Raw genomic sequence first — 23845 nt, 5'->3', positions numbered from 1 at the left:
TCAGTGCCCGGCGGGCCAGGCGATAGGCGCCGGATGGGCCAGCCCGCCCCGGCACTTGAGCACCCGCAACTGCCCGGGACGGCCTTGCACGGCAATTCGCAGGGCCGCCGGCGAGGGGTTGCGCGCCGTCTCCAGGGGGCGGTAGGCAAAAGCCAGGGTCTGGCCGCTTTCCGCCGCCACCTGCAGGCGCCGCAGGGCGCGATCGTCGGCTTGCTGCGGCCAGCACAGCACCGCGCCGCAACTGCCGGAACGCAGGCACTGCTCGGCGGCCCACAGGGCATCACGCTCCCCGGCCTGGATGATCGACAACTGGCGCACATCCACCCCGGCGTTCTGCCAGGCCTGGGGATAGGGCACGAACGGCGGCGCCACCAGCACGATGCGCTCCCCCGCCGCGCTCAGCCGCGCCAGGCTCGGCCACAGCAGTTGCAGCTCGCCCAGACCCTGGGCGGCAATGAGGATTTCGGTCAGTGCCGCTTCCGGCCAGCCGCCCGTGGGCAGCACCGCATCCAGGGCGGCATGGCCGGTGGGCTGCGGGCTGGCAGGCGCGGCGGCCGGGCGGCCTTTCCACACCCGCCCGGCATTGAACAGCGAATCCAGTGCGACCACGGCGCCCATCAGCCTTGCCTCACCAGACCGCAGAACACGCCTTCGATAAACAGTTCGTGGTCGGCCGTGACCTCGATCGGCTGGTAGGCCGGGTTGCGCGGCAACAGGCGAATGCCCTGCCCCTTGCGCTCGAAACGCTTGATGGTCACCTCACCGTCGAGGCGGGCGATCACGGTCTGGCCGTTGCGCACCTCACTGCTGCGGCGCACCGCCACCAGGTCGCCGTCGAGAATGCCGTCATCGATCATCGAATCGCCCTGGACCCGCAGCAGGTAATCCGGAGTGCGGGAGAACATCCCCGGGTCCAGCAGCAACTGGCCGTGTATGTCGGCATCGACGCCAATCGGCGCACCGGCGGCCACCCGCCCCAGCACCGGAATTTCCAGCAGCTCGGGGCGCCGTGGCTGGTTGAGCAGGCGAATGCCCCGGGCCTGATGCGGGTTGACCTCGATGAACCCGGCCTCGGTCAACGCCAGCACATGCTTGCGCGCCACGCTGCGCGAGGCGAAACCGAACGCCTGGCTGATTTCAGCAAGGCTCGGGGGCTGGCCGTGATCGGCGATGCGCTCGCGGATAAAGGTCAGGATGGCAGTGCGGCGGGGAGATAAAGTCGTCATGGAGTACATTTGTACTCCTCTCGGATTTATCTGACAAGAACCGCCAATCAGTCCAGGCCACGGCTGGCCAGGAAGCCGCTGACATAGTCGATGAATGCCTGCACCTTGGCGGTCGCTCGCCGGTGGCTGGGGTACACCGCGAGGATGTGCGGCCCGAAGCTGTCCGGGTCGATCGCGTAGTCGGCCATCACCCGCACCAGGCGCCCGTCGGCCAGGTACGGTGCGGCGCTCCACAGCGGCGTGTGCAGCAGGCCGCGCCCGGCCAGGGCATTGGCCAGCAGCAGGTCGTAATTGTCACTGCGCAGGCGTGGTGCCTGGGGCTGGGGCAGGCTCAGGCGCTGGCCGTCGCGCTCGACCCACCAGAACTCCCGGCTGAGCAAGGGGTGGCGATACAGCAGCCATTCATGTTCTTCGAGGGTCTGCGGGGTCACCGGCCGGCCCTTGCGCGCCAGGTAGGCCGGGCTGGCGCACAGGGCCAGGCGGTTGCTTCCGACCACCCGGGCAATCAGCCCCGGCAGGTCGTCATGGCCTTCGCGCAGGGCCAGGTCGTAGCCGCTTTCCAGCAGGTTGACGAACTCGTCGCACAGGTCCACTTGCAGATTGATCTGCGGGTACTGCTCAAGAAAACCGCCACACACCTGATCCAGGAATGCCTGGCCGTAGGCCAGCGGCGCAGTGATCTTGAGGTTGCCGCGCAGGCCATGCTGCAGCTGCTCCACCTCCTCGCCCACCTCTTCCAGCCGCTGCAGCACCTGGCGCGCGGTCTCCAGGTAGAGCCGGCCGATTTCGGTGAGCACGATGCGCCGGGTACTGCGCTCGAACAGGCGCGAACCCAGCTCGGCCTCCAGGTGGTTGACCGCCTTGGTCAGGGCCGAGGGGGTCTTGCCCAACTGCTCCGCCGCCCGGCTGAAACTGCCCAGCTGGGCGGTGACCACGAACATCTTCAAGGCATTCAACTTGTCCATGGTTTTTCCACCCAGGCAAAAATGTTTTTCGTGAAGCAGCCGTTCTGCCCGCTGCGGGCAGTCCCTAAGCTGGCGATCAGACGCAATAACAAGGAAATGTTCAATGAAAAGATTGACCCCCACGCTGTTACTGGCCGCCATGAGTTTTGCCTCGTTGGAAGCCATGGCCGCCGCCGACCTGGTGCTGCTCAACGGCCAGGTCTTCACCGCCGACCGCGCCCAGCCCAAGGTCCAGGCCCTGGCGGTGGAGAACGGCAAGGTCCTGCAAGCCGGCAGCGATGCGCAGATCAAGGCACTGATCGACAGCCACACCCGGGTCGTCGACCTGGGCGGCAAGACCCTGATGCCGGGCCTGATCGACACCCACTCCCACGCCATCTTCGGCGGCCTGGAAATGACCGGCGCCAACCTGCAGGACGAGGTGGTCAGCCTCGACGAACTGGAAAAACGCCTGCGCGCCTGGCGTGACGACGGCAGCGCCCGGCATGCCGACGTGCTCAGCATCGCCGGCATGAGCTCGGCCTACTGGGCCCAGGCCCAGGCCCTGGGCCAGCGCTTCAACCAGGGTGAATGGGCCAGCGTACCGGTGGTGTTCACCGGCAGCGACCACCATACCGCCTGGGCCAATGACTTCATGCTCCAGCGCGCCGGCATCGACGCCGCCCTGCTCAAGAGCTTGCCCGAGGCCGAGCGCGGCACCATCGGCCAACTGCCCGACGGCCGCCCCAACGGTTTCCTGGTGGACGCCGGCTGGGACCGGGTGGCCGCGAAAATGCCGGTGCCGGGGCCCGAGCAGATGCTGCGCGCCGCGCAGTCGGCCCTGCACTACAACAACAGCCTGGGAATTACCGCCTGGATGGACCCGGCCGCCAACGCCGCCCCAGGCGAAGCGGTGTTCGCCCTCAAGCCCACCGAGCACACCGTCGGCGTGCTGCCGGCCTACAAGGCCCTGGCCGAGAGCGGCGGGATGACCGCCCACGTCGCCGCCCTGCTGGTGGCCAACCCCCGCAGCCGGCCGGCCGACCTCGACACCCTGGACAAAGTGCGCCAGCAGTTCCAGGGCATTCCCAACCTGACCCTGCCGGGCATCAAGATCTTCGCCGACGGGGTGATCGAATACCCGGCGCAGAGCGCGGCGATGCTCGAGCCTTACAGCAACTCGCACAAACCCGGCGAACTGCTGATCGACCCGGCGCATTTTGGCGAACTGGTCAGCGCCATCGACCAGCGCGGCTGGCTGGTGCACATCCACGCCATCGGCGACCGTGCGGTGCGTGAGTCGCTGAACGGCATCGAGCAGGCGCGCAAGGATCGCCAGAGCGGCATCAGCCACTCCATCACCCACCTGCAGATGGTCAACCCCAAGGAGTTCGCCCGCTTCAAGCCGCTCAACGTGATTGCCTCGATGCAACTGCTCTGGGCCTCGGCCGACGACTACACCCTGGACATGATCAAGCCCTACGTCAGCGCCCTGGCGTTCCGCTACCAGTACCCGGCGCACTCGCTGCTCAAGCAGGGCGCGACCATCGCCGGCGCCAGCGACTGGCCGGTGTCGTCGCCCAACCCGTGGAACGCCATGGCCCAGGCCATCACCCGCCAGGGGCCACTGGGGGTGCTCAACGCCGACGAACGCCTGGACCGCGAAACCCTGTTCTATGCCTACACCCAGAATGCCGCGCGCACCCTGGGCCTGGAACAGCAGATCGGCTCGCTGACGGCCGGCAAGCAGGCCGACTTCATCGTCCTCGACCGCGACGTGTTTACCGTGGACGAAAAGGCCCTGCATGAAACCCAGGTGCTGCAGACCTGGTTCGCCGGCCGCGAGATCTACAGCCGCCCACTCTGACCCCGCGCCACCGTTGCACCGCCTGCCCCGCGCCCTGGTGACGCCGGGGTACGGCGCCGCCTTGCCCGCTCCCCCATAACAATCACAACAACGGGATACCCATGAAGACCCTCACCCTGCTCACCCTGGGCGCCGTGTGCCTGCTGCCGCAGGCCGGCCACGCCCTGCCCCTGACCGACGACCTGGCCGTGGAACTGGAGCTGACCCTGGCCAGCGACTACCGCACCCGCGGCATCTCCCAGACCCAGAACGACCCCGCGGCCCAGGCGGCCGTGACCCTGCTGCACAGCAGCGGCCTGTACCTGGGCACCTGGAGCTCCAACGTCGATTTCGGCGGTGGCCTGAAGACCCGCCAGGAAGTCGACTACTACGGCGGCTGGCTGTGGCAGGCCAGCGCAGACATCAGCCTGGACCTGGGCTACCTGAAGTACAGCTACCCCCGGGAAGCCCAGTTCAACCAGAGCGAGGTGTACGGCATCCTCAGCGTCTACGGGGTCAAGCTGGGGGCCTATTACTCCGACGATGCCCCCGGCATCGACAGCCAGCAGAGCACCCTGTACCGCTACCTTGGCTACGAGACCCGACTGCCCCTGGAGCTGGGGCTGCAACTGCGCTACGGCCAGATGGACTTCAAGGATCCGCGGCTGATCCGCGCCTCGGGCCAGGGCGAGGACAGCTACCACGAATGGGAAGCCAAACTGACCCGGGAAATGGCCGGGCTGGAACTGGGCCTGAGCTACATCGACACCGACCTGTCCCGCAGCCAGTGCACCAGCAACTACGGCTTCAGCGACCTGTGCGGAGCGACCTGGGTGGCCAGCATCAAGAAGACCTTCTGAGCGACAAGCCGCCCGCCCCCGTAGGAGCCGGCTTGCCGGCGAAGGGGCGCGAAAGGCATGCGCCCTGGGATCAGCCGCGCTGCAGGATGCGGTCCATCACCCGGTCGGTCTTCAGGGCTTCGCTGGCCAGGGCCGGGTGCCGGATCTGGCCGCGGATATGGGCGTTCATGCCCTGCACGTGATGCCACTGGATGTGCGCGGGGTTGTCGATGAACAGGTTCAGGGTCTCTTCGGCTTCAAGTTGCAGCGGATGCTCGTCGAACACGGAAAAAGTGATGCGCCCCTGGCTGCCGACGATTTCCACCCGGTCTACCCGGCGGTCGGCGACGAAGTTCCAGGCGCCGCTGCCCAACGCCCCACAGGCGAAGCGCCAACTGGCGCTGACCGCATCCTCGGCGGCATACAGCCCGGCCTGGCGGGTGCTGAAGCCGGCCACCTCGACGATATCGCCCAGCAGGTACTGGAACAGGTCCAGGCCATGGCTGGCCAAATCGGCGAAATAACCGCCGCCGGCCACTTGCGGGTCGGTCCGCCAGTTGACCGCGCCGCTGCGGTCGGCCTCGGAGGCAGCCTTGCTCAGGCTCCAGTGCAGGTGCCGGACCTCCCCGATGCGCCCATCCGCCAGCCATTGCCGCACCTGCGCAAAGCGCGGCAAGGAACGCCGGTAATAGGAGACGAACAGATGCAGCCCGGCCTGCTCGAAAGCCTGCTGCATGGCCAGGCTTTGCCCGGCATGCAGGGCCATGGGTTTTTCCACGCAGCAATGCTTGCCGGCGGCGGCCACTTGCAGGCTGTAGGCGTAATGGCTGTCGGGGGGCGTGGCGATGTACACCGCGTCCACCTCGGGGTCGTCGATCAGGGCCTGGGCATCGGTGTACCAGCGGGCAATGCCATGGCGCTGCGCATAGTCGCGCACCGCCTCGGCCCGGCGCCCCATCACCGCCACCAGCGCCGACCCCGGAACCTTGTAGAAGGCCGGGCCACTCTTGCGCTCGGTGACACTGCCGCAACCGATCATGCCCCAGCGCACGGTCTTCAGCGGCTCGGCCCCGGTGTTCATTTCGACGCTTGCAGCGCGCGCAGGTCGAGCTGGCCGTTGTGCAGCGGCGGGCACCAGTAGTAGCCCCCGGTGATCGGCCGGCTCATGCGGTACAGGCCGTCGGTGATGCCGTCTTCCAGGCCGCTCATGCGCCGCAGTTGGGCTTCGAAGGCGTTCAGGGTGTGGCCGAAGGCAAGGAACATCAGGCCACCCTTGTCACCTTCGATCCACGGCATCGAGCGGCGCACGAGAAAGGCTTCCGGGGCGAAGCTTTCCTGGGCGGTGCGCTTGACGTGTGCCGAGACCGGCGCGTCGTCCAGTTCTTCGTTGTCGCTCAGGCGCCGGCCCATGATGTGGTCGCGCTCTTGCTGGTGCATCGCGGCAAAGCCCTGGAAGTCGTGCTGCCACTGCTGGATCGCGGCAAAGCTGCCACCGCGCAGGCCGTCTTCGCCCTCGGCCAGTGCCGCGGCCACGGCGGCTTCGTCCTGAGGGTTTTCGGTGCCGTCTTCATAACCGGTGAGGTCGTGGCCGGTCTTGTGGCGGAAGGTCTCGTTCATGCCGACCAGGCGCAAGGCCGGGGCCAGGGAGGCCGCCAGCTCGTTGCTGCGGTGCAGCAGCTCGCCGCGATCATCACCGTGCAGCCAGACCCACAGCGCGTGCTGGGTCGAAGGGTTGTCCACGCCCACGCCGGTCAGCGCCGGGAACGCCTTGAGCCCTTGCACTCGCGCGCCCAGGGCCTTGACCAGCGACGCGCCAAAACCTGCCACCGCCGTTGCGCCATCCACCCGTGCCAGCAACTGGTCGAGGGCCTGGGGCAACGCCTCGATGGACTCAAGGGCAAAGAACAGGTGGCGGGCCTGGGACGGAACGGGTGCAGCGAGGATGCCGGGCTGGTAGTAACTCATGGGAACTCCTGAATAAAGGCGCAGGAGTTTACCGCCATGGGCTGCCGGCGTCAGCGTCGAAACGGGCAAGGCTTGTCGCCGCTTGCGCGGCAACGTTGCAAGGCCGTGGTGAAAAGGCCGGGCCGGGGTTGTGCGGCCGCTGCCGCAGGCTGAGAACGGCATGGGCGGCATTGCGACGCAGCAGACGCGGGGATCTTGAGGCCGCTCAAGGTTCGACGGGAGATCGCCAAGCAAGGTCCTGCGGGCCTTTGCGCAGCCTCGCGGGCTCGGCAGCGGCTACAGGGCGGCCTTCAATGCAGCGCCGCCTCTTCGCGAAAGGCGCTGGGGCTCAGCCCGGTCCAGCGCTTGAAGGCCCGGCGGAAGCTGCGCACGTCGCTGTAGCCGACCTCTTCGGTGATGCGTTCGATGGACAGCTCCGGGTTGCCCAAGAGGTTCAGGGTTCGCGCCTGGCGCACCCGTTCCAGCAGCGCCTCGAAGGTCAGGCCGTGTTCGGTCAGGCGCCGGCGCAGGGTGCGCCCGCTCATGTTCAAATCCCCCGCCACCTGCTCGATATGGCTGCCGGCCCGCAGGTCCCGGCTCAGGGCGCGCTCCACCGCCTGGATCAGGTCCATCTTCTGGTGCACCTGGGCGCTTTCCAGTTCCAGCAGCTTGAGCGCCTGGCGCAGCGCCACCGGATGATGGTTGGGCAGCGGCGCCTGCAACCAACGGGCCTCGATCACCATGCGCGCCTGCAGGCAGCCGAACTGCACGTGGGGGCCCAGCAACCGGGTATAGAGCTCGGCATAGGCCGGCGCGGCGTGCATGAACTCCACCCGCAGGGCCTGGAAATCCGCGCTGACCAGGGCCCGGCCATAGATCAGCAGGCTGGCGAAGAACTCTTCCGCGGCAAAGATCTGCACCTCGCCGTAGGGCAGGCGGCATTGCAGCTCGACAAAGAACTCGTCGCCCTGGCGCCCGACATCGGCGCTGACGATGGTGCCGGAGGTGTGCTGATGGCGGATGCCCAGCTCGAAGGCGTCCCCCAGGGTCCGGCACAACGACAGCGCATGCCCCAGCAGACCCAGGGTGCCCAGCACATTGCGGCTGCCGACCCAGAGCCCCAGGCCCTGCTGCGGCAATGCCGCCAGGGCACGTTCGATCATCGCCACCGCCTGGCGATAGGAGATGCGCAGGGTCGGGTCCTGCAGGTCGTCCAGGGTAAAGCCCAGGCCGCGACACAGGCGCTCGGCGCTGACGCCCTTGGCTTCGGCGACATCCGCCAGGGTCTGCAGCAGGAAGGGTGAAACCAGGGCCAGCTGGTCGTGGGCATCGGCGGCTTTGATCTGCATGGGAGTGGGCTTCCGGGCCGCTTGAGCGGCTGTTTTTATTGTCGGTCAGGCACCGGCGCCAAGGCTTCACCGGCGGTTCAAGCATATCCCGTTGCCTGGGGTTTTACGGGGGAATGTAACAAAGCATTGCAAAGTGTCCGACAAAGTCCCCCTCCCTGTCCGCCAATACCCTGCCCCGCGCCCGGCCCAGGGCTTATTTCTATGGGGCGGGCGGCGTGCCTGCCGCCGCGCCCCCACTAACAATAAGAATGAGCCCAACCATGCACCCGACCCGCCTCACTCGCTCCCTGCACCTGGGCGTGGCCCTGGCCGCCTGCGCCAGCCTGAATGCCCAGGCCACCGAATCCGGGGTCGACAATATCGGCCCCGGCACCGACGGCTTCTACGTGCTGCCCCTGAGCCCCGACCAGCTCCCGGAGCACATGTTCGCCTTCAACCTCTACTACAACCATTACCAGGCCAGGAAGCTCGACATCAGCTCCTTTGGCGGCAAGGTCCAGGAGGTCAGGATCACCTCCGACGCGATCATCCCGCGCCTGGACTACCTGAGCCCGCTGCGGGTCCTGGGCGGGCGCCTGGGCGGCTACGTGGCCCAGCCCTACCTGCGCCAGCAGGTGTCGCTGTACGGCCAGAGCGACCGCCGCGAAAGCATGGGCGATACCACCTTCGCGCCGATCATCCTGTGGGACATGGGCCCCGACCTGACCCTGGGCGCGGCCTTGGAAGTGACCCTGCCCACCGGGCAGTACGATGCCGACCGGCTGGCCAACACCAGCAACAACTTCACCACCTACAAGCCGCTGTTCTCCATGACCTGGCTGCCCAGCGAACGCACCGAGCTGTCGTTCAAGAGCACCTACAGCTTCAACCAGGAGAACCACGCCACCCACTACCGTTCCGGGCAGATCTTGCACTTCGACTATTCGGCCAGCTACCGCCTGACCGACGACCTGAGCCTGGGGCTCAACGGCTACTACCTGAAGCAGACCACCGACGACAAACAGAACGGCAAGACCGTGACCTTCATGGGCGAGGACGTGAGCGACGGGGTACGCGGGCAAGTGTTCGCCATCGGCCCGGCGCTGCACCTGCGCTTTCTCAGGTACGCCAGCGCCGAGATCCGCTGGGCCAAGGAGTTCGACGTGGAAAACCGCCCCGAGGGCGACATGCTCTGGGCCAAGCTGACCATTCCCTTTGCCCTGTGAAACCCGCGGCAGCCTGAAGCTGCTGCGGGCTCGGCGGGAGATCGCCAGGCAAGGCCCTGCGGGCCTTTGCGCAGCCTCGCCGGGGCTCGGCAGCGGCTACAGGCGGTTGCCGGGACGCGTTTCGTGTAGCCGCTGCCGCAGGCTGCGAACGGCCCGTAGGGACGCGGCGTTCTTAAGGCCGACAGCGCTCCGACGGAGGATCGCCAGGCAAGGGCTATACGTGGGATCAGTACACCGGCCAGCGTTCGACGATGCGCCCGCCGCGCAGGGCCAGCAGGTCGCCAAACTGCAGCAGTACCGCTTCGCTCTGCTGCGGGCGCAGGAAGACCTGGTCGTCCACTTGCAAGCCCACGGCGCGGGAGCCGTTGACCATCTCCTGGTTGGAGCTGCGACCGAACAGCTCGTTGCTCTGCAGACCCGCCGGCGATTCGAAATCCGCCAGCCAGTGGCCGCCATAGATGAAGAAGGTCTGGCGCTGGTTGCGGTCCCACCAGGAGAACAGCCGCGACTTGTCGTCCAGGGCCGGGATCCGCACCGGCCCGGTACTCTTGAGCACCGGGGTGGCGATAAAGGCGGCCGGCACGTGCTGCTCCAGGGACGCCAGGTCGTAGTGGCTGGGCTTGAGCAGTGCGGTGCCCACCGACACTTCGCTGCTCAGGGATTCCTGCTCGTGCCGACGGTAGCTGGGGCTGCCGGCGGTATTGAGGGTCAGGCCGGCATGCCACAGCGCCGGGTACTGCTGGCGGGTGAAGTCGACAAAACCGTTGTAGAGCGCCATGACCTGGTCGAACAGGCTTTGCGGCGAGCCCAGAATCCCCGGCACGCCCATGTCCACAAAGGGGTCGTAGCCCATGAACCCGGCGAACTCCAGGTGCCGGGGGTGGGCGCTGATCAGCGCCAGCATCTGCCCGAGCACGGCATGGTCCGCCACGCCGCCACGGTGCAGCCCCACATCCAGTTCGATGTTGATGCGCATCCGCGTGCCCAGGCCCTGGGCCAGCGCCAGGTACTGCTGCAGGCGTTCGGGGGTATCGAGCAGCCATTGCAGTTGCCGGCGCGGGTCGAACGGCCCCTTGAGCTGCTGGTAGAACAGCTCGACGGCGCGGATCGGCAGGGGCTTGCCCAAGAGGATATCGGCGTCGGCAAATACCTCGGCGTCGTGGTTGAGAAACGGCTGGTGGAAGGACATCAGGCGCCGGGTACCGGCGCGCTGGGCGATGTAGGCCAGGAGCCCGGGCGATGGCAGGGATTTTTCCACCAGGCGCAGGTGCTTGCCGCCGCGCTGCACCGACTGCATGACCACATCGATGTTGTGGTCCAGGCGATCCAGGTCGATCAGCATCACCGGTTGCATCGGCCCGTGGGCCTTGAGCTCGCGATTGAGCTCGGCGAAGTACGGGCTGTAGGGCAGGCCCCGGTCGCCGGGCCGCAGCCAGGCGCCGACACCGGCCAGCAAGACTCCGGCCCCCAGGGTGCCGGCCATGAAATGACGACGGTTCATTGTGCGCATCTCCTGTTCACGCCACACCCAGCACCGAGGCCAGGTGGGCGTTGATGAATTTGCCTTGCGGGTCCAGTGCCTGGCGCACCCTGGCGAAGGCTGCCCATTGCGGGTACAGCCCCTGCAGGGTGCGGGCGTTGAGGCTGTGGTGCTTGCCCCAGTGCGGGCGCCCCTGGTACTTCCAGAAGATCGGCTCCACGGCGGCGAAGAAGTTGTGGTGGTCCATGCTGTAGTGCTGGTGCACCGAGATCGAACAGCTGTCGCGACCTTCGAACATGCTCAGGGGAATGTCGTCGGCCTTGACGTAGCGGTACTCGATGGGAAACCAGGTGCGCAGGTCCTTGTCGCGGATCAGCGCGAGGATTTCCCGCAGGCACGCCGGGCCCAGGTGCGCCGGCACCGAGTACTCCATTTCGTTGAAGCGCACGCTGCGCACGTTGGCGTAGATCTGGTAGGAATCCCCCACCCGCTCATCGAAGCGCGCCAGCCAGCGCAGGCTGTTGAGCAGGTGGCGGCGGGTCTCGGGGAAGTCGCTGACGTACTTGTCGAGGTTTTCGATCAGGTTGACGAACTCGTTGCCGCCCTCCTCGGCCGGATCGGTGGGCGGGGTCGGCGGCTCCGTGGTTTCGTTCAGGGCCACCGCCAGGGCGTAGTCGGAGTGGGTGACCACGAGCATTTCCCAGTGCTGGTTGTCGCGGGTCAGGTTGTCCATGTCCTCCAGCAGTTCCTCGGTCTTGCCGATCCACTGTTTTTCCCGCAGGCGATAGGCCTCGCGGTTCTGCAGGCGCACCCGGGTCGCCACCCCCAGCGCGCCGAGGGACACCCGGGCGGCGTGGAACACCTCGGCGTTGCGCCGGGGGTCGCAGTCCAGCACTTCGCCGCCGGCGGTCACCAGTTGCAGCCCGCAGACCCGGGACGAATAGGAACCGAAGCCGACCCCGGTGCCGTGGGTGGAAGTGGCAATCGCCCCGGCCAGGGTCTGGTAGTCGATATCCGCCATGTTCCACAGCGCCTGCCCCACCTCCTTGAGCGCCGGGCCCATCAGCGACATGGGCGTGCCGGCGGCGAATTCGGCTTGCAGGGTCTTGGGGTCGTGGTCCAGCAGGCCGTTGAAATAGGCCAGGGACAGCAAGGTGCCGTCGGTGGGCACCAGGGCGCTGAAGGAGTGCCCGGCACCCACCGGGCGGATCTTGCCCGGGGCCTGGCGGACCACCTGGCGCAGTTCATCCAGGTCCTTGGGCGCCAGCCGCGCCTGGGGCAGGCAGCTTTGCGCGCCGGACCAGTTGCGCCAGGGAATCAGCCGCGGGGCGCGGGCCAGTTCGGCCAGCAGCGGGTTGCTGCACAGCGCGCTGAACGCGCCGAGGGCGCCGGCCCCTTGCAGCAGCCGGCGTCGGGAAAGGTGCATGACCATGAAGGGGGAACCTGTGCTTTTTATTGGAATGAATGGCCGGACATGAAGCTGATCAGGGCCAGGAACTGCTCTTCGCTGCACTGCATGCACTGGCCCATGGGCGGCATGCCCTGGTAGCCGTTGATGCTGTGATCCAGCAGGGTGTCGGCACCCTGGGCCAGGCGCGGCGCCCAGGCCTTGGCATCGCCGGCCAGGGGCGCGCCGGAGGCCGGGTTGGCATGGCACAGCTGGCAACTGCTGGCGTAGACCTGCGCCAGGACCGGGTCGGCCGGGCTCTGGCGGGCGGCGTCGAGGCGCACGGCAGCAGGCGGTTCAGCCTCGCCGCAGGCGCTCAGCAGCAGCCCCAGGGCCAGGCCCAGGGCGCTACGAATCGGTAGCCAAGAGTGGCGCCGCAACGGGCGCGAACAGGCGGGGGTGACAGTGGGCATCGGCGGTCCTCAGTGCGGCCAGGGCAAGCGGCCCGCCCCGGCGACAGCGGCGGACCACACCCGGCCACACTAAGACACCCGCGCCCCGGGGTTGAGGGCATTGGCGGCCAGCCAAGGGGACAGGCTCGGCCAGCCAGGGCGCGCACGGTCAGCCAGAGGCTGCCTGCATGGAAACGGCCCATGCCTGCCCCGCGCCTTACTGGATCCGGTAGTGGAAGGTGTTGCGCACCGCCGGCACCGTTACCGCCCGGCCGTCGATCAGCCGCGGCTGATAACGGAAGGTCGCCACCGCTGCCAGGGACGGGCGCATGAACAGGGGGTGGCAACCGTCGATGACCTTGGGGTTCTCCACCCGCCCCTGGGGGTTGACGCTGTATTCCACGGTGCAGTCGCCTTCCAGGTTCTTGTCCAGGGCCCGTTGCGGGTAGTCCGGGGCCTCCTTGCTCAGGGGCTGGTATTGGCGACTGTCGGCCGCCGCCTGGGCCGCCTGCTGGCGCGTGCGCTCGGCAGCCAGCCGCGACTGTTCGGCACGCTGGGCCTGCGCTTGTTCCTGGGCCACACGTTGCTCGGTATCGCGCTGGCGCTGCTCGGCCTCCAGGCGCTCGCGCTGCTGCTCCTGCACCTGCTCACGTTTCTTGTCTTCCACCCGCTTGCGCGCCAGGGCCGCCTGCTCCAGCTTCTGCGCCTGTACCTGGGGGTCAACCCGGGGCCTGGCCGGCTCCGCCGCAGCCGCGGGCGGTGGCGTTGACGGTGGCGGTGGCGCCACCTCGGCCACCGCCGGCAGCGGTTCCGCGGGGGCGGCAGGCGGCGCCAGCATCACCAGTTGGGTGGTCAGTACCGGCGGCGTCTCGACCTGCGGCTTGTCCACCGACCCGCCCAGCACCAGCGCCACCAGCACTCCGGCGTGCAGGGCCAGGGCCAGGCTGGCCGCCAGGCTGTTGCGCCAGAAGCCGGACGCCTCGGGCCGCAGGGGCATCGCGGTGGGGTTGTGCATGATCATCGCCGTCATTGCGGGGCCTCGGTCACCAGCCCCAGGTTGTGTACCCCGCCCTGCTGCAACGCGGCCATGGCCGCCACCACGCTGGAATAGGCGGCGTCCTGGTCGGCGCGGATATACACCTGGGTGTCGCCGCGCCGGGCAATCACCTGGGCCACCTTGGCGCGCATCTGCTCAAGGTCCACAGCGCTGTCGGTCTGGTTCCGGGTGTCCAGTTCACCGCCCAGGTTCCAGTAGTAGCCGCCACCGGCCTGCACCGACAGGGTGAGGATCTGCTGGCGGCTGTCGGTGGCCAGGGCTTCGCTGGCGACCTTGGGCAATTCGATCTTCACCCCCTGGGTGAGCATCGGCGCGGTGACCATGAAGATCACCAGCAGCACCAGCATCACGTCGATGTAGGGCACCACGTTCATTTCCGCCTTGGGTCCGTGCTTGCGTTGCGGCCGGGTCAACATCGGCTTGCTCCTTCTCTCAGGCGGCCACGGCCAGGTGGCTCGGGGTGCCCTGCAAGGTGCGATGCAGGCGTACTTGCAGTTCATTGCCAAAGGCGTAGTAGCGGGTCAGCAGGGTCTGGCTGCGGGCCGAAAAACGGTTGTAGGCAATCACCGCGGGAATGGCCGCGAACAGGCCGATGGCGGTGGCGATCAGCGCCTCGGCAATGCCCGGGGCCACGGTGGAAAGGGTCGCCTGCTGCACCTGGGACAGGCCGAGGAAGGAATTCATGATCCCCCACACGGTGCCGAACAGGCCGATATAGGGGCTTACCGAACCCACAGTGGCGAGAAACTGCAGGCCCTTTTCCAGGCGGGTTTCCTGCTCGCTGATGGCCACGTACAAGGCCCGTTCCACACCCTCCAGCACCCCTTCTCCGGCACCGCCGGGCTGGCCGCGCAGGTGGCTGAACTCCTGGTAGCCGGCGGCAAAGATCGGCTCCACGCCGCCTTCGGCGTCGCTGCCCTTGGCCACTTCGCGGTACAGCGGCAGCAGCTCGGGGGCGGCGCGAAAACGCTGGATGAAAGCCTGGAAGCGCTGCTCACGACCGCGCAGCACGGCGCCACGCTGGATGATCAGGTACCAGCTGAGCAAGGACGCCAGGAGCAAGGTCAGCATCACCGCCTTGACCAACAGGCTGGCATCGCTGATCAGCCCCCAGATGCTCATGTGTTCGAGTGTGGCCTGCATGGTGGAACTCCTTCTCGGGTGCCCGCCTGGGCTGGCGGGGCTATTCGATGACATTCAAATGACAAGGTGATGACCGCCGGCTCAGGGCAGCTTCAGGGCCTGGGTGACCTCGGCCCAGGGCACGAACTTGAAGTTCTGGGTCTGCTCGGGCATGCGCTTGCGCCCGTCCTGGACCACCAGCAGGCCCTGGCTCCAGGGCCCGCCGAGGTTGGCCGAGGTGACTTCCAGGCCATCGGTTTCCGAGGCGCCGTCGATCCCCGCGCGGGCGTTGAGGCTGACCCGGAAGGCGCCATGGGAAGCGAACGGCGGTTCGGCATCCAGCACCAGGTAGCTGTCGTTGCCCTGGCTGGAAATCACCAGGTAGTCGCGGGCGTTGCTCTGGTACAGGGCCAGGCCCTCGACATCGGCCTGCAACAGGCCGCCGACCTTGATCACGCTGTGCAGGGTCGCCGGCTGCTCGGGCCGGGCATCCACCGCCCACACGCCAACGTCCTCTTCCCCGAGGAACAGGCGCTGGCGCTGGTCATCGGCGACACAGCCCTCGGGCTGGCTGGCCACCTTGAACCGGCGCACCAGCTCGCCCTGGGCGGTACCGCCGGGGGCGCTCAGGCGGTACTGGACGAAGGTGCCGTCCTTGTCGTTGGCAATGGCGTAGATCTCGCCACTGGCCGGCTGGAACAGGCAGATACCGTAGATTTCCTTGAGCGGCGTGGGCACCTCCCCGGCCTCGCTCAGCTCGCCGCTGGCGCGGTCGATGGCGAACAGGCTGAGGCTGTTGCGGTCGCGGTTACTGGCCACGGCCAGGTCCACACGGCGCTCGCCGAGCTGGAAGTTGGGCCGCACGTCGACGTTGTTCAGGCGCCCCACTGCCAGCTCCTGCAACAGCTTGCCCTGCAGGTCGTAGGCCAGCAGGCCCTGCTTCTTGTTGGTGCCCAGCACCCGGCTCAGGGAGGGCTGCTGCGGGTGGACCCAGATCGCCGGGTCATCGGCGGCATCGCCCTGGCGCCCCACCGGCTCGCTCTGCGCCGCCGCCTGTACGGTGGGCAATACCGGCGGCAGGGCCAGCGAGGTGGCCTGCCAGTTCAACTGGCCCTGGTACAGGCGCCCATCCTCGTCATCGCGCAGCAAGACCTGCAGGCCTTTGTCGCTGGCGCGCAGGGCGATGTTTTCCGGTTCCTTGAGGCCGGCCAGGGGCAACGTGGCCTGGGCCAGCCAGCCTTTTTCCTGCTGCTGGTAGAGATGCAGTTGCGCGGCCTTCGGGTCCAGGCCCAGCACCCCGCCCGGCACCAGGGCCATGGCCCCGGCGCTTTTCCTGATGTCGCCAAAGGGCGCGCGCAGGGCCACCGGCTGGCGCGCGGTGTCGGCTTCGGCATGGGCCGGGTAGGCCCACCAGCCGACATTCTGTTCATTGACCAGCAGTTGCTGGGCGGCGTCGTCCACCTGGCAGAACTTGGCCTCCGGCGGCAGGGGCAGGCCACGTACCCGCTGCGGCTCGGCGCTCAGTTGCGCGCCGTGGCCCACCAGCCACTGCTCGCCCTTGCCCTCCTCGCCCACCAGGAACAGGAACAGGTTGCTGGCCTCGTCGCGGTACAGGCACAGGCCGTTGACCGGGTAGTCCCGAGTAGGCAGGTACAGCGGCTGGCCCCAGGTGCGGCTGGCCGGGTCGAGGCTCACCAGCAGCGCCTGCTGGCGCTGGTTGTCGAGGCTGGCCACCAGCAGTTGGCCACCGGCGGCGCGGCTGTCCAGGCCGTTGAACGAGCCCTTGAAGCGGGCCAGCTGGCGGCCCTGTTCGTCCACCAGCAACAGGCCTTCGCGCTCGCTGGCCAGCAGCCGGTCGGCGCCTGTGCCGGCGGGCACGAAACCCAGGCCGGTAACGCCCGGGGTCTGCTCGGCCCAGGGCTTGAGGTTCAGGCCGGGCACGCTGGGGGCAGCCAGGGCGGCGCCACAGGTCAAGCCAATGCACAGGGCCAGCAGGCCATTTCTTGCGGTCGATACAGTGCTCATCACAATCCTTGGGTGTGCGGTCGGGCAAGGGCCCGTTGCTTAGAAATGGGTGAAGGTCAGGCCGAGCTTGTAGGTCGGGCCGTATTCCTCGTACTGGGCGTTGTAGGAGCGGTTGCCGGTGTAGACGAAGTACGGCTGGTCGGTGAGGTTCTGCGCCTCGAAGCTCAGTTGCAGGTTCTTGGTCAGGGAGTACTTGGCGCTGAAATCGACGAAGGTCTGGGCATCCACATGCAGGTCGTGGGCCTTGTCGCTGATGGAGGCCAGCTCATAGAGGTAGGCCGATTTGTAGTTGGCCGACAGGCGCAGGCTGAGCTTGTCGTCTTCCCAACCGAGCATCAGGTTGCCCACGGTGTCCGACTGGTTGGGCAGGTCGATGTCGCGCTTGCGGTTGACCCCGGCCTTCTGGTCGAAGCCCTCGATGCTCGCACTGGAGCGGCTGAAGGTGCTGTTGGCGCCCAGCAGCAGGCCGTTCCACGGCGCCGGCAGCCAGTCGAATTTCTGCGAATAGGCCAGTTCCAGGCCGTACAGCTTGGCGCTGTCGCCGTTGGCGAAGGTGTGCGCCTCGGAGAACCCGCTCCAGGCGCCGGTGCCGGCCAGGTCGGTGTTGTAGACGAAGTTCTGGATGTCCTTGTAGAACACGAAGGCCGAGACGCTGCCGGCACGGCCCATGTAGTGCTCGATGCCCAGGTCCAGGTTGCTCGACTCCAGGGGCTTGAGGTCGGGGTTGCCGAAGGTCGCCTCGTCGCCGTCGATGACAAAGCCCGGGGCCAGTTGGCCGAAGGTCGGGCGCACCACGCTCTTGGTCCAGGCCGCGCGGACCTGGGTGTTCTTGTCCAGCTGGTAGCGCGCATGCAGCCCCGGCAGCCAGTGCTGGTAGCGGCGTTGGGTGTCGGTGGCGGTGAAGGCGCCGTCGGTGACCCCGGTGCCCTTGGCCTCGAACTCGGTACCCTCGTAGCGCAGGCCGGCGATGAAGCGCCAGTCGTCGATGTCCAGGGTGTTCATGAAGTAGCCGGCGTTGATGTCTTCGCGGATCTTGAAGTCGTTGACCCGGGATTCTTCCTCGTCGTAGAAGGCCGCCTGATTCAGGCCGCCGATCAGTTGCTTGATGGCGCCGCCACTGATGCCCGGGCCGAAGCGGCCAAGGGAATAGTCCACGTTGCCCTTCTGGAACTGCCCGAGGTTGAGCTGCTGGTCGGTAAAGCCCAGGGTGTCGAAGTCCTTGTAGACCCAGGCTTCCAGGTCGTTGTCCTTGTTGCGCCGGCTGACTTTGCCGCCGAACTTGAACTGCGCGGCGTAGCCACTCAGGTCATAGTCCCGGGCCAGGTCCAGGCGCAGGTTCTTCTCGGTGTCGGTGGTGTTCTGCTTTTCCCAGTCGACCTTGTCCAGGGTGAAGTTGGCCGGGTCATAGAAACCGGCGCCGATCACCGGGCGCGGCTTGCCGTTGTCGTAGAAGCCGCTGTCGGAAAAATCGCTGTTGCCCTTGAAGGTGGCCCCGGCGATATGCGCCGGGCTGTCTTCGCTGGAGCGGCTGTAGCCGGTCTGGCCGCTGAGGGTCCACAGGCCCAGCTGGCGCTCGCCGCCGAACACGTAGGACTGGATCTCCTGGGTTTCCTCGCGCTGCTTGAGCTTGCGCGAGGCTTCGGCGTCGCCGCGCTCGCCGGCCGCCAGGGGGTCGGCGAACTCGATGCTGGTGGAGTTGCGGGTCTCGCTGTCCTTGTAGCGGCTGTACAGGGTGCGCAGGTAGTAGCTACTGCTGTCGTCGGGCTTGTAGTCGAAGTTCAGGCCGCCACCGGCGCGCTCGCGGCTGATGGCGTAATCGCGCTGCTCGAATTCCTGCAGCTTGGCGCCTTGCTCGAAGTCCCAGGCGCCACCGGTCTCGACGTTGTCGGAGCCGAAATCGCGCTTCTGCCAGCTCAGGGCCGCGGCCACGCCGAAGTTGTCGACGCCGTCGCCGAGGCTGAAGCGGTTGCTCGCCGCGCCGGAGAATTTCGGGCTGGCCTGTCGGGTGTTCTGGTCGTAGCTGGCCTCGCTGCTGCCGCTGTAGAACAGGCCCTTGTGGTCGAAGGCCGAGAGGCTTTTCACATCCACGGTGCCGCCCAGGGAGTTGGCGTCCATGTCCGGGGTCAGGGTCTTGATCACTGACAGCGACTGCACCAGTTCCGAGGGCAGTACATCCAGGGCCACGGCCCGGCGGGCGCTTTCCGGCGAGGGCACCAGGGTGCCGTTGATGGTCACGCTGTTGAGGTCCGGGCCCAGGCCGCGGACGCTGACAAAGCGCCCTTCGCCCTGGTCGCGCTCGATGCTGATGCCCGGCAGGCGCTGCGCCGCCTCGGCGACGTTCTGGTCCGGCAATTGGGCCACGCCGTCGGCGTGCACCACGCTTTCGATGCTGTCCGAGCGCCGCTGCTCCTTGAGCGCCTGGTCGATGCTGGCGGCCTGCCCCACCACTTCCACATGCTCGGTGGCCGCAGGTTCCGCGGCGCTCAAGCGTTCACTGGCGATGGCCATGGCCAGCGCGGTCAAGGTAAAGCTGACAAGCCCGGGACTGCTGCGCTTGTACATGTTGGTCCTCCCCCAAGAGTCCGCTAACGCCGGGCAAGAGGCCCGGCAACTGGGAGGGCACGCTAGGGTCGGCGAATGACGGTTCTGTGACAGGCCTGGGCGGCAACGGGCCAAAACACCCCATTGCCCGGCTTTCGCCCCGGCAAATGAGCTGAATTGACCCCTATCCCCCGCCAGGCGCAGGTCTTGCGGGCCTCTTCGCCGGCAAGCCGGCTCCTACAGATCCGTGGTGCACCCGCCGCCCCGTAGGAGCGGGCTTGCCCGCGAAAGCCATCCCCCGCCAGGCGCAGGTCTTGCGGGCCTCTTCGCCGGCAAGCCGGCTCCTACAGATCCGTGGTGCACCCGCCGCCCCGTAGGAGCGGGCTTGCCCGCGAAAGCCATCCCCCGTCGGGCGCAGGCCTTGCGGGCCTCTTCGCCGGCAAGCCGGCTCCTGCGGGCCGAAAAAAAACGCATTCGCCGTGAGCTGATTCGACCTCACGCCGGGTTTCCCCGGCGTCACCCCACTGTCACAAACATCTGCTGTGCTGGCGCCCTCTCACTCCTGGCAAAAAGGATCGCGGCCATGTTCTCCGTGCTCAAACCCCACCGCTGGAAACTCGCCGCGCTGTTGCTGGCGGCCAATGCCGGGCTGCTGCTGCACCTGGCCTGCGGCAGCCTGAAATCGGTCAGCGAGTGGCAGTGGCTGGACATCATCGGCGAAGGCGGCTCGGCGCTCCTGGCCCTGGTCTGGCTCGGGCTGGTGCTCAAGAGCCGCCCCGCCGGGCGGGTCACCAACTACCTGGCCCTGGGCCTGAGCTGCATTTTCTTTTCCTGGTGGATCGACAGCCTCGACGAGTTCATCCGCCTGCCCGACAGCATCACCTGGGACCACTGGCTGGAGTCCGGGCCGATGCCCATCGGCATGATCCTGCTGACCATCGGCATCTACCACTGGCACCGCGAACAGCTGGCCATCAGCGCGCAGATGGAAAAGAAGGAGCGGCTGTTTCGCGAGCATCGCCAGTTCGACAAGCTCACGCCCCTGGCCGGCGCCGACTACCTCAAGCGCGAGCTGGCCAGCAGCCTGCAAGACAGCCGCCGCCAGCAGCAGCCGTTGTCGCTGCTGGCCCTGGACCTGGACCACTTCGCGGCGATCAACCAGGACTACGGCCATGCCGAAGGCGATGCGGTGCTGCAGGCCCTGAGCCATGTGCTGCTGCTCAACCTGCGGCGCCAGGACCTGCTGTGCCGGCTGGCCGGCGACCGCTTCGTGGTGCTGCTGCCCAACACCGGGGAAAGCCAGGCACGGCTGCTGGCCCTGGAGCTGCAACAGGCGGTGCAGGGCCTGGCACACAAGACCCGACAACACGGCGAGCGCCTGCACCTGGCGGCCAGCACTGCGGTGGTGATGGCCCTGGAGGAAACCCCGGAGGGGCTGCTCAAGCGCCTCAACCTGGCCCTGGCCCGGGCCAAGCAGCCCCTGGCAAAAACCGCCTGAGGCGCCGTCATGACCGTGAAGACCAGTTGGTACGAAGCCGATACGCGGTTTATCCCCGGGCACTATCAACCGGCGGCGCTGATCGACCTGGCGCTGTCCCGGGACATCGACAGCCACCGCCTGCTGCGCGGCACCGGGCTGTTCCACGAGGACATCCTGGCCGGCCAGACCCGCCTCAGCCCGCAGCAGTTCCTGGCGCTGATCGGCAACGGCCGGCGCCTGCTGGATGCCGACGACAGCAGTTTCCTGTTTGGCCAGCGCCTGCTGCCCGGGCACTACGGCGCCGCCAGCCATGCCCTGCGCCATGCGCAGAACCTGCACCAGGCCCTGGACGCCCTGGTGCAGCAGCAGGCGCTGCTCAGCCCCCTGGCCAGCCCGCGCCTGGTGCTGGACGAGCATCACGCCTACTGCTACTGGCTGGACAGCTGCGGCGCCGGCGAGCACTGGCGGTTCCTCCTGGAAGCCAGCATGACTTCACTGGTGGCCATGAGTCAGTGGCTGGCCGGCCAGCGCCTGCCCTGGGAATGCAGCTTCAGCCACAGCGAGCCGCGCTACGTCGAGCAGTACTGGGTGCACCTGGGGGAACAGACCCAGTTCCAGCGGCCCCTGGACCTGATGCGCATCCCCCGGCAATACCTGACCCGGCCCTGGCCCGGGGCCTCGGCCACCGCCGGCCAGGTGGCGCGCCTGGAGGCCGGCGAGCACCTGCGCCAACTGGGGTTTGCCAGCAGTTTCCTCGACACCCTGTACCGCTACCTGAAAACCCAGGTACGCCACACCCCGAGCCTGGAGCAGGCGGCCCAGGATTTCGCCATGAGCCCGGCCACCCTCAAGCGCAAGCTGAGCAAGCACCACAGCGGCTACCAGCAACAGGTGGACCGGGTGCACAAGCACGTGGCGCTGTACCTGTACCAGATCAAGGGCTGGAGCAACGAGGCGGTGGCCGAGTACCTGAACTTCAATGACCCGGCCAACTTCCGCCGGTCATTCAAGCGCTGGACCGGCAGCACCCCGAGCTTGATCCGGCAGTTGCTGGGCAGCGGCTGAAACGTTTAATCTCGAACCACGACCGCTGACGCGCCGCGGGCCCGCACAGGGGCGCCGCGGGCCGTCGCGCTCGGGCGCCCGGTGGAAAAACCGCTAAAGCGCCGGGCCATTAAGGCGTATAAACCATGGAGCGATGCCGTCGCTGTCACCGCGCCGGAGCCATTTCCAACACGGGGTAGAGTCATGACCACAGCCAATCTATTGAGCCACCTGTTTCCTGCCGCCGCCGACATCCCCGAAGCCTTTCGCCTGCCCGACCCGGTGGAGCAGCGCGACTACCTGGTGGACGGTGAACTGCGCACCTGGAACGGCCCCCTGGCCCAGGTCCGCAGCCCGATCTACCTGAGCGGCGCCGACGGCGATACCCAGGTGATTCTCGGCAGCACCCCGCTGCTGGACGCCGACACCGCCCTCACCGCCCTGGACGCCGCGGTGCGCGCCTACGATCGCGGCCAGGGCGCCTGGCCAACGATGCGCGTGGCCGAGCGCATCCAGCACGTGGAAGCCTTCCTGGCGCGCATGCGCGAGCAGCGCACGGCGGTGGTCAAGCTGCTGATGTGGGAAATCGGCAAGAACCTCAAGGACTCGGAAAAGGAGTTCGACCGTACCTGCGACTACATCGTCGACACCATCGGCGCGCTGAAGGAACTGGACCGGCGCTCCAGCCGCTTCGAACTGGAGCAGGACACCCTCGGCCAGATCCGCCGCGTGCCCCTGGGCGTGGCCCTGTGCATGGGCCCCTACAACTACCCGCTGAACGAGACCTTCACCACCCTGATCCCGGCGCTGATCATGGGCAACACCGTAGTGTTCAAGCCAGCCAAGCTCGGCGTGCTGCTGATCCGCCCGCTGCTCGAAGCCTTCCGCGACAGCTTCCCGGCCGGGGTGATCAACGTCATCTACGGCAGCGGCCGCGAGACCGTCAGCGCGCTGATGGCCAGCGGCAAGATCGACATCTTCGCCTTCATCGGCACCAACAAGGCCGCCAGCGACCTGAAGAAACTCCACCCCAAGCCCCACCGCCTGCGCGCGGCCCTGGGCCTGGACGCGAAGAACCCGGGGATCGTGCTGCCCGATGCCGACCTGGACAACGCGGTCAGCGAAGCCCTCACCGGCTCGCTGTCGTTCAACGGCCAGCGCTGCACCGCGCTGAAGATCCTGTTCGTCCACGAAGCCGTGGTGGAACGCTTCATCGAGCAGTTCAACGCCAAGCTGCAAGCCCTCAAGCCGGGCATGCCCTGGGAACCGGGGGTGGCCCTGACGCCGCTGCCGGAGAACACCAAGGTCGACTACCTGCACGCCCTGGTGGCCGACGCCCAGGCCCACGGCGCCAAGGTGGTGAACGCCCACGGCGGCGAGGCCCGGGCTTCGTTCTTCTACCCGGCGCTGCTGTACCCGGTGACCCCGCAGATGCGCGTCTACCACGAGGAGCAGTTCGGCCCGGTGGTGCCCATCGTGCCCTACCGCGACCTGGACACCGTGATCGACTATGTCCTGGAATCGGACTTCGGCCAGCAACTGAGCCTGTTCGGCAGCGACCCGGCCGAGATCGGCCGGCTGGTGGACGCCTTCGCCAACCAGGTCGGGCGGATCAATATCAACGCCCAGTGCCAGCGCGGCCCGGACACCTTCCCCTTCAACGGCCGCAAGAACTCCGCCGAGGGCACGCTGTCGGTACATGACGCACTGCGCACCTTCTCGATCCGCACCCTGGTGGCAACCAAATTCCAGGAGCGCAACAAGCAATTGATCAGCGACATCATCCGTAATCGCGAGTCGAGCTTCCTGACCACCGACTACATTTTCTGAGGGAGCCCCGAGCGTTCGCCCTGGCGCGAACGCCCGGCCCCTGCCGCCAAACGGAGGAACCGATCTGGGCCCGT

At 67.4% G+C, this 23845-nt stretch carries 20 protein-coding genes; 6 read left to right on the top strand and 14 right to left on the bottom strand.

The genetic code is table 11. The features are described 5' to 3' along the window. The 3 genes from imuA to BLS75_RS00380 are packed head-to-tail and all read right to left on the bottom strand — an operon-like array spanning position 1 to position 2191. On the bottom strand, positions 1–618 hold the full coding sequence (gene imuA / locus BLS75_RS00390; RefSeq protein ID WP_011061974.1) for a translesion DNA synthesis-associated protein ImuA: 618 nt from the start codon (positions 616–618) through the stop codon (positions 1–3). Continuing rightward, entirely contained in the window at positions 618–1235 is a 618-nt protein-coding gene (lexA, locus tag BLS75_RS00385) for a transcriptional repressor LexA (protein ID WP_072449920.1), read from the bottom strand. The genes imuA and lexA overlap by 1 nt, the downstream gene beginning before the upstream one ends. 38 nt (positions 1236–1273) lie before the next feature. Next, positions 1274–2191 carry a LysR family transcriptional regulator gene (locus tag BLS75_RS00380; protein WP_041118939.1) on the bottom strand — a complete coding sequence of 306 codons (918 nt, stop codon included), beginning with the start codon at positions 2189–2191 and terminating at the stop codon, positions 1274–1276. Between the two features lie 103 nt (positions 2192–2294). Between BLS75_RS00380 and BLS75_RS00375 the strand changes: the two genes are divergently transcribed. Together BLS75_RS00375 and BLS75_RS00370 are read left to right on the top strand one after the other, a co-directional pair. Next, a complete protein-coding gene (locus BLS75_RS00375; protein ID WP_072449919.1) occupies positions 2295–4037 on the top strand; it encodes an amidohydrolase in 1743 nt (580 codons plus the stop codon). Positions 4038–4138: 101 nt separating this feature from the next. Then, on the top strand, positions 4139–4876 hold the full coding sequence (locus tag BLS75_RS00370) for a TorF family putative porin (protein ID WP_019093757.1): 738 nt from the start codon (positions 4139–4141) through the stop codon (positions 4874–4876). A 70-nt stretch (positions 4877–4946) separates the two neighbouring features. Here BLS75_RS00370 and BLS75_RS00365 read toward each other — a convergent pair whose 3' ends face one another. The 3 genes from BLS75_RS00365 to BLS75_RS00350 all read right to left on the bottom strand — a co-directional run bounded on the left by BLS75_RS00365 (position 4947) and on the right by BLS75_RS00350 (position 8148). Next, a complete protein-coding gene (locus BLS75_RS00365; protein WP_176876726.1) occupies positions 4947–5915 on the bottom strand; it encodes a Gfo/Idh/MocA family protein in 969 nt (322 codons plus the stop codon). A 17-nt stretch (positions 5916–5932) separates the two neighbouring features. Beyond that, positions 5933–6820, bottom strand: coding sequence for a Dyp-type peroxidase (locus tag BLS75_RS00360; protein WP_072449917.1), 888 nt, complete (start codon positions 6818–6820; stop codon positions 5933–5935). A 290-nt stretch (positions 6821–7110) separates the two neighbouring features. Continuing rightward, a complete protein-coding gene (locus BLS75_RS00350; protein ID WP_047287784.1) occupies positions 7111–8148 on the bottom strand; it encodes an AraC family transcriptional regulator in 1038 nt (345 codons plus the stop codon). Between the two features lie 260 nt (positions 8149–8408). Between BLS75_RS00350 and BLS75_RS00345 the strand changes: the two genes are divergently transcribed. Next, a complete protein-coding gene (locus tag BLS75_RS00345; protein ID WP_072449915.1) occupies positions 8409–9353 on the top strand; it encodes a SphA family protein in 945 nt (314 codons plus the stop codon). Between the two features lie 226 nt (positions 9354–9579). Here the strand turns inward: BLS75_RS00345 and BLS75_RS00340 are convergent, their stop codons facing one another. From BLS75_RS00340 to BLS75_RS00305, 8 genes are all read right to left on the bottom strand, one after another. Continuing rightward, positions 9580–10785 carry a DSD1 family PLP-dependent enzyme gene (locus BLS75_RS00340; RefSeq protein ID WP_161467416.1) on the bottom strand — a complete coding sequence of 402 codons (1206 nt, stop codon included), beginning with the start codon at positions 10783–10785 and terminating at the stop codon, positions 9580–9582. 85 nt (positions 10786–10870) lie between these two features. Further along, positions 10871–12199: a D-arabinono-1,4-lactone oxidase gene (locus BLS75_RS00335; protein WP_176876724.1), complete on the bottom strand. Its 1329-nt coding sequence runs from the start codon at positions 12197–12199 to the stop codon at positions 10871–10873. Positions 12200–12285: 86 nt separating this feature from the next. Continuing rightward, positions 12286–12693 (bottom strand): c-type cytochrome, encoded by a 408-nt coding sequence (locus BLS75_RS00330; protein ID WP_072449913.1) that lies wholly within the window; start codon positions 12691–12693, stop codon positions 12286–12288. Between the two features lie 196 nt (positions 12694–12889). Next, positions 12890–13702 carry an energy transducer TonB gene (locus BLS75_RS00325; RefSeq protein WP_072449912.1) on the bottom strand — a complete coding sequence of 271 codons (813 nt, stop codon included), beginning with the start codon at positions 13700–13702 and terminating at the stop codon, positions 12890–12892. Further along, positions 13699–14145 carry a protein TolR gene (gene tolR, locus BLS75_RS00320; protein WP_072444299.1) on the bottom strand — a complete coding sequence of 149 codons (447 nt, stop codon included), beginning with the start codon at positions 14143–14145 and terminating at the stop codon, positions 13699–13701. Before tolR ends, BLS75_RS00325 begins: the two co-directional genes overlap by 4 nt. A gap of 16 nt (positions 14146–14161) precedes the next feature. After that, positions 14162–14872: a protein TolQ gene (tolQ, locus tag BLS75_RS00315; protein ID WP_011061988.1), complete on the bottom strand. Its 711-nt coding sequence runs from the start codon at positions 14870–14872 to the stop codon at positions 14162–14164. 81 nt (positions 14873–14953) lie between these two features. Then, on the bottom strand, positions 14954–16876 hold the full coding sequence (locus tag BLS75_RS00310; RefSeq protein WP_072449911.1) for a phytase: 1923 nt from the start codon (positions 16874–16876) through the stop codon (positions 14954–14956). 39 nt (positions 16877–16915) lie between these two features. Beyond that, positions 16916–19438, bottom strand: coding sequence for a TonB-dependent receptor (locus BLS75_RS00305; protein ID WP_072449910.1), 2523 nt, complete (start codon positions 19436–19438; stop codon positions 16916–16918). A gap of 562 nt (positions 19439–20000) precedes the next feature. Here BLS75_RS00305 and BLS75_RS00300 point away from each other — a divergent pair. From BLS75_RS00300 to BLS75_RS00290, 3 genes are all read left to right on the top strand, one after another. Continuing rightward, positions 20001–20915, top strand: a complete 915-nt coding sequence (locus BLS75_RS00300) for a GGDEF domain-containing protein (protein WP_011061991.1) — start codon at positions 20001–20003, stop codon at positions 20913–20915. A gap of 9 nt (positions 20916–20924) precedes the next feature. Further along, the gene (locus tag BLS75_RS00295; RefSeq protein ID WP_011061992.1) at positions 20925–21962 is read left to right on the top strand and encodes an AraC family transcriptional regulator; all 1038 of its coding nucleotides are present in this window, start codon (positions 20925–20927) and stop codon (positions 21960–21962) included. A gap of 183 nt (positions 21963–22145) precedes the next feature. Beyond that, complete coding sequence (locus BLS75_RS00290) at positions 22146–23771, top strand: NADP-dependent glyceraldehyde-3-phosphate dehydrogenase (protein ID WP_072449909.1); 1626 nt, start codon at positions 22146–22148, stop codon at positions 23769–23771. Positions 23772–23845: the final 74 nt, after the last annotated feature.

Source organism: Pseudomonas sp. NFPP12 (assembly GCF_900103205.1).
GTDB lineage: Bacteria > Pseudomonadota > Gammaproteobacteria > Pseudomonadales > Pseudomonadaceae > Aquipseudomonas > Aquipseudomonas protegens.
This window is presented reverse-complemented; position numbering and strand designations above follow the sequence as displayed.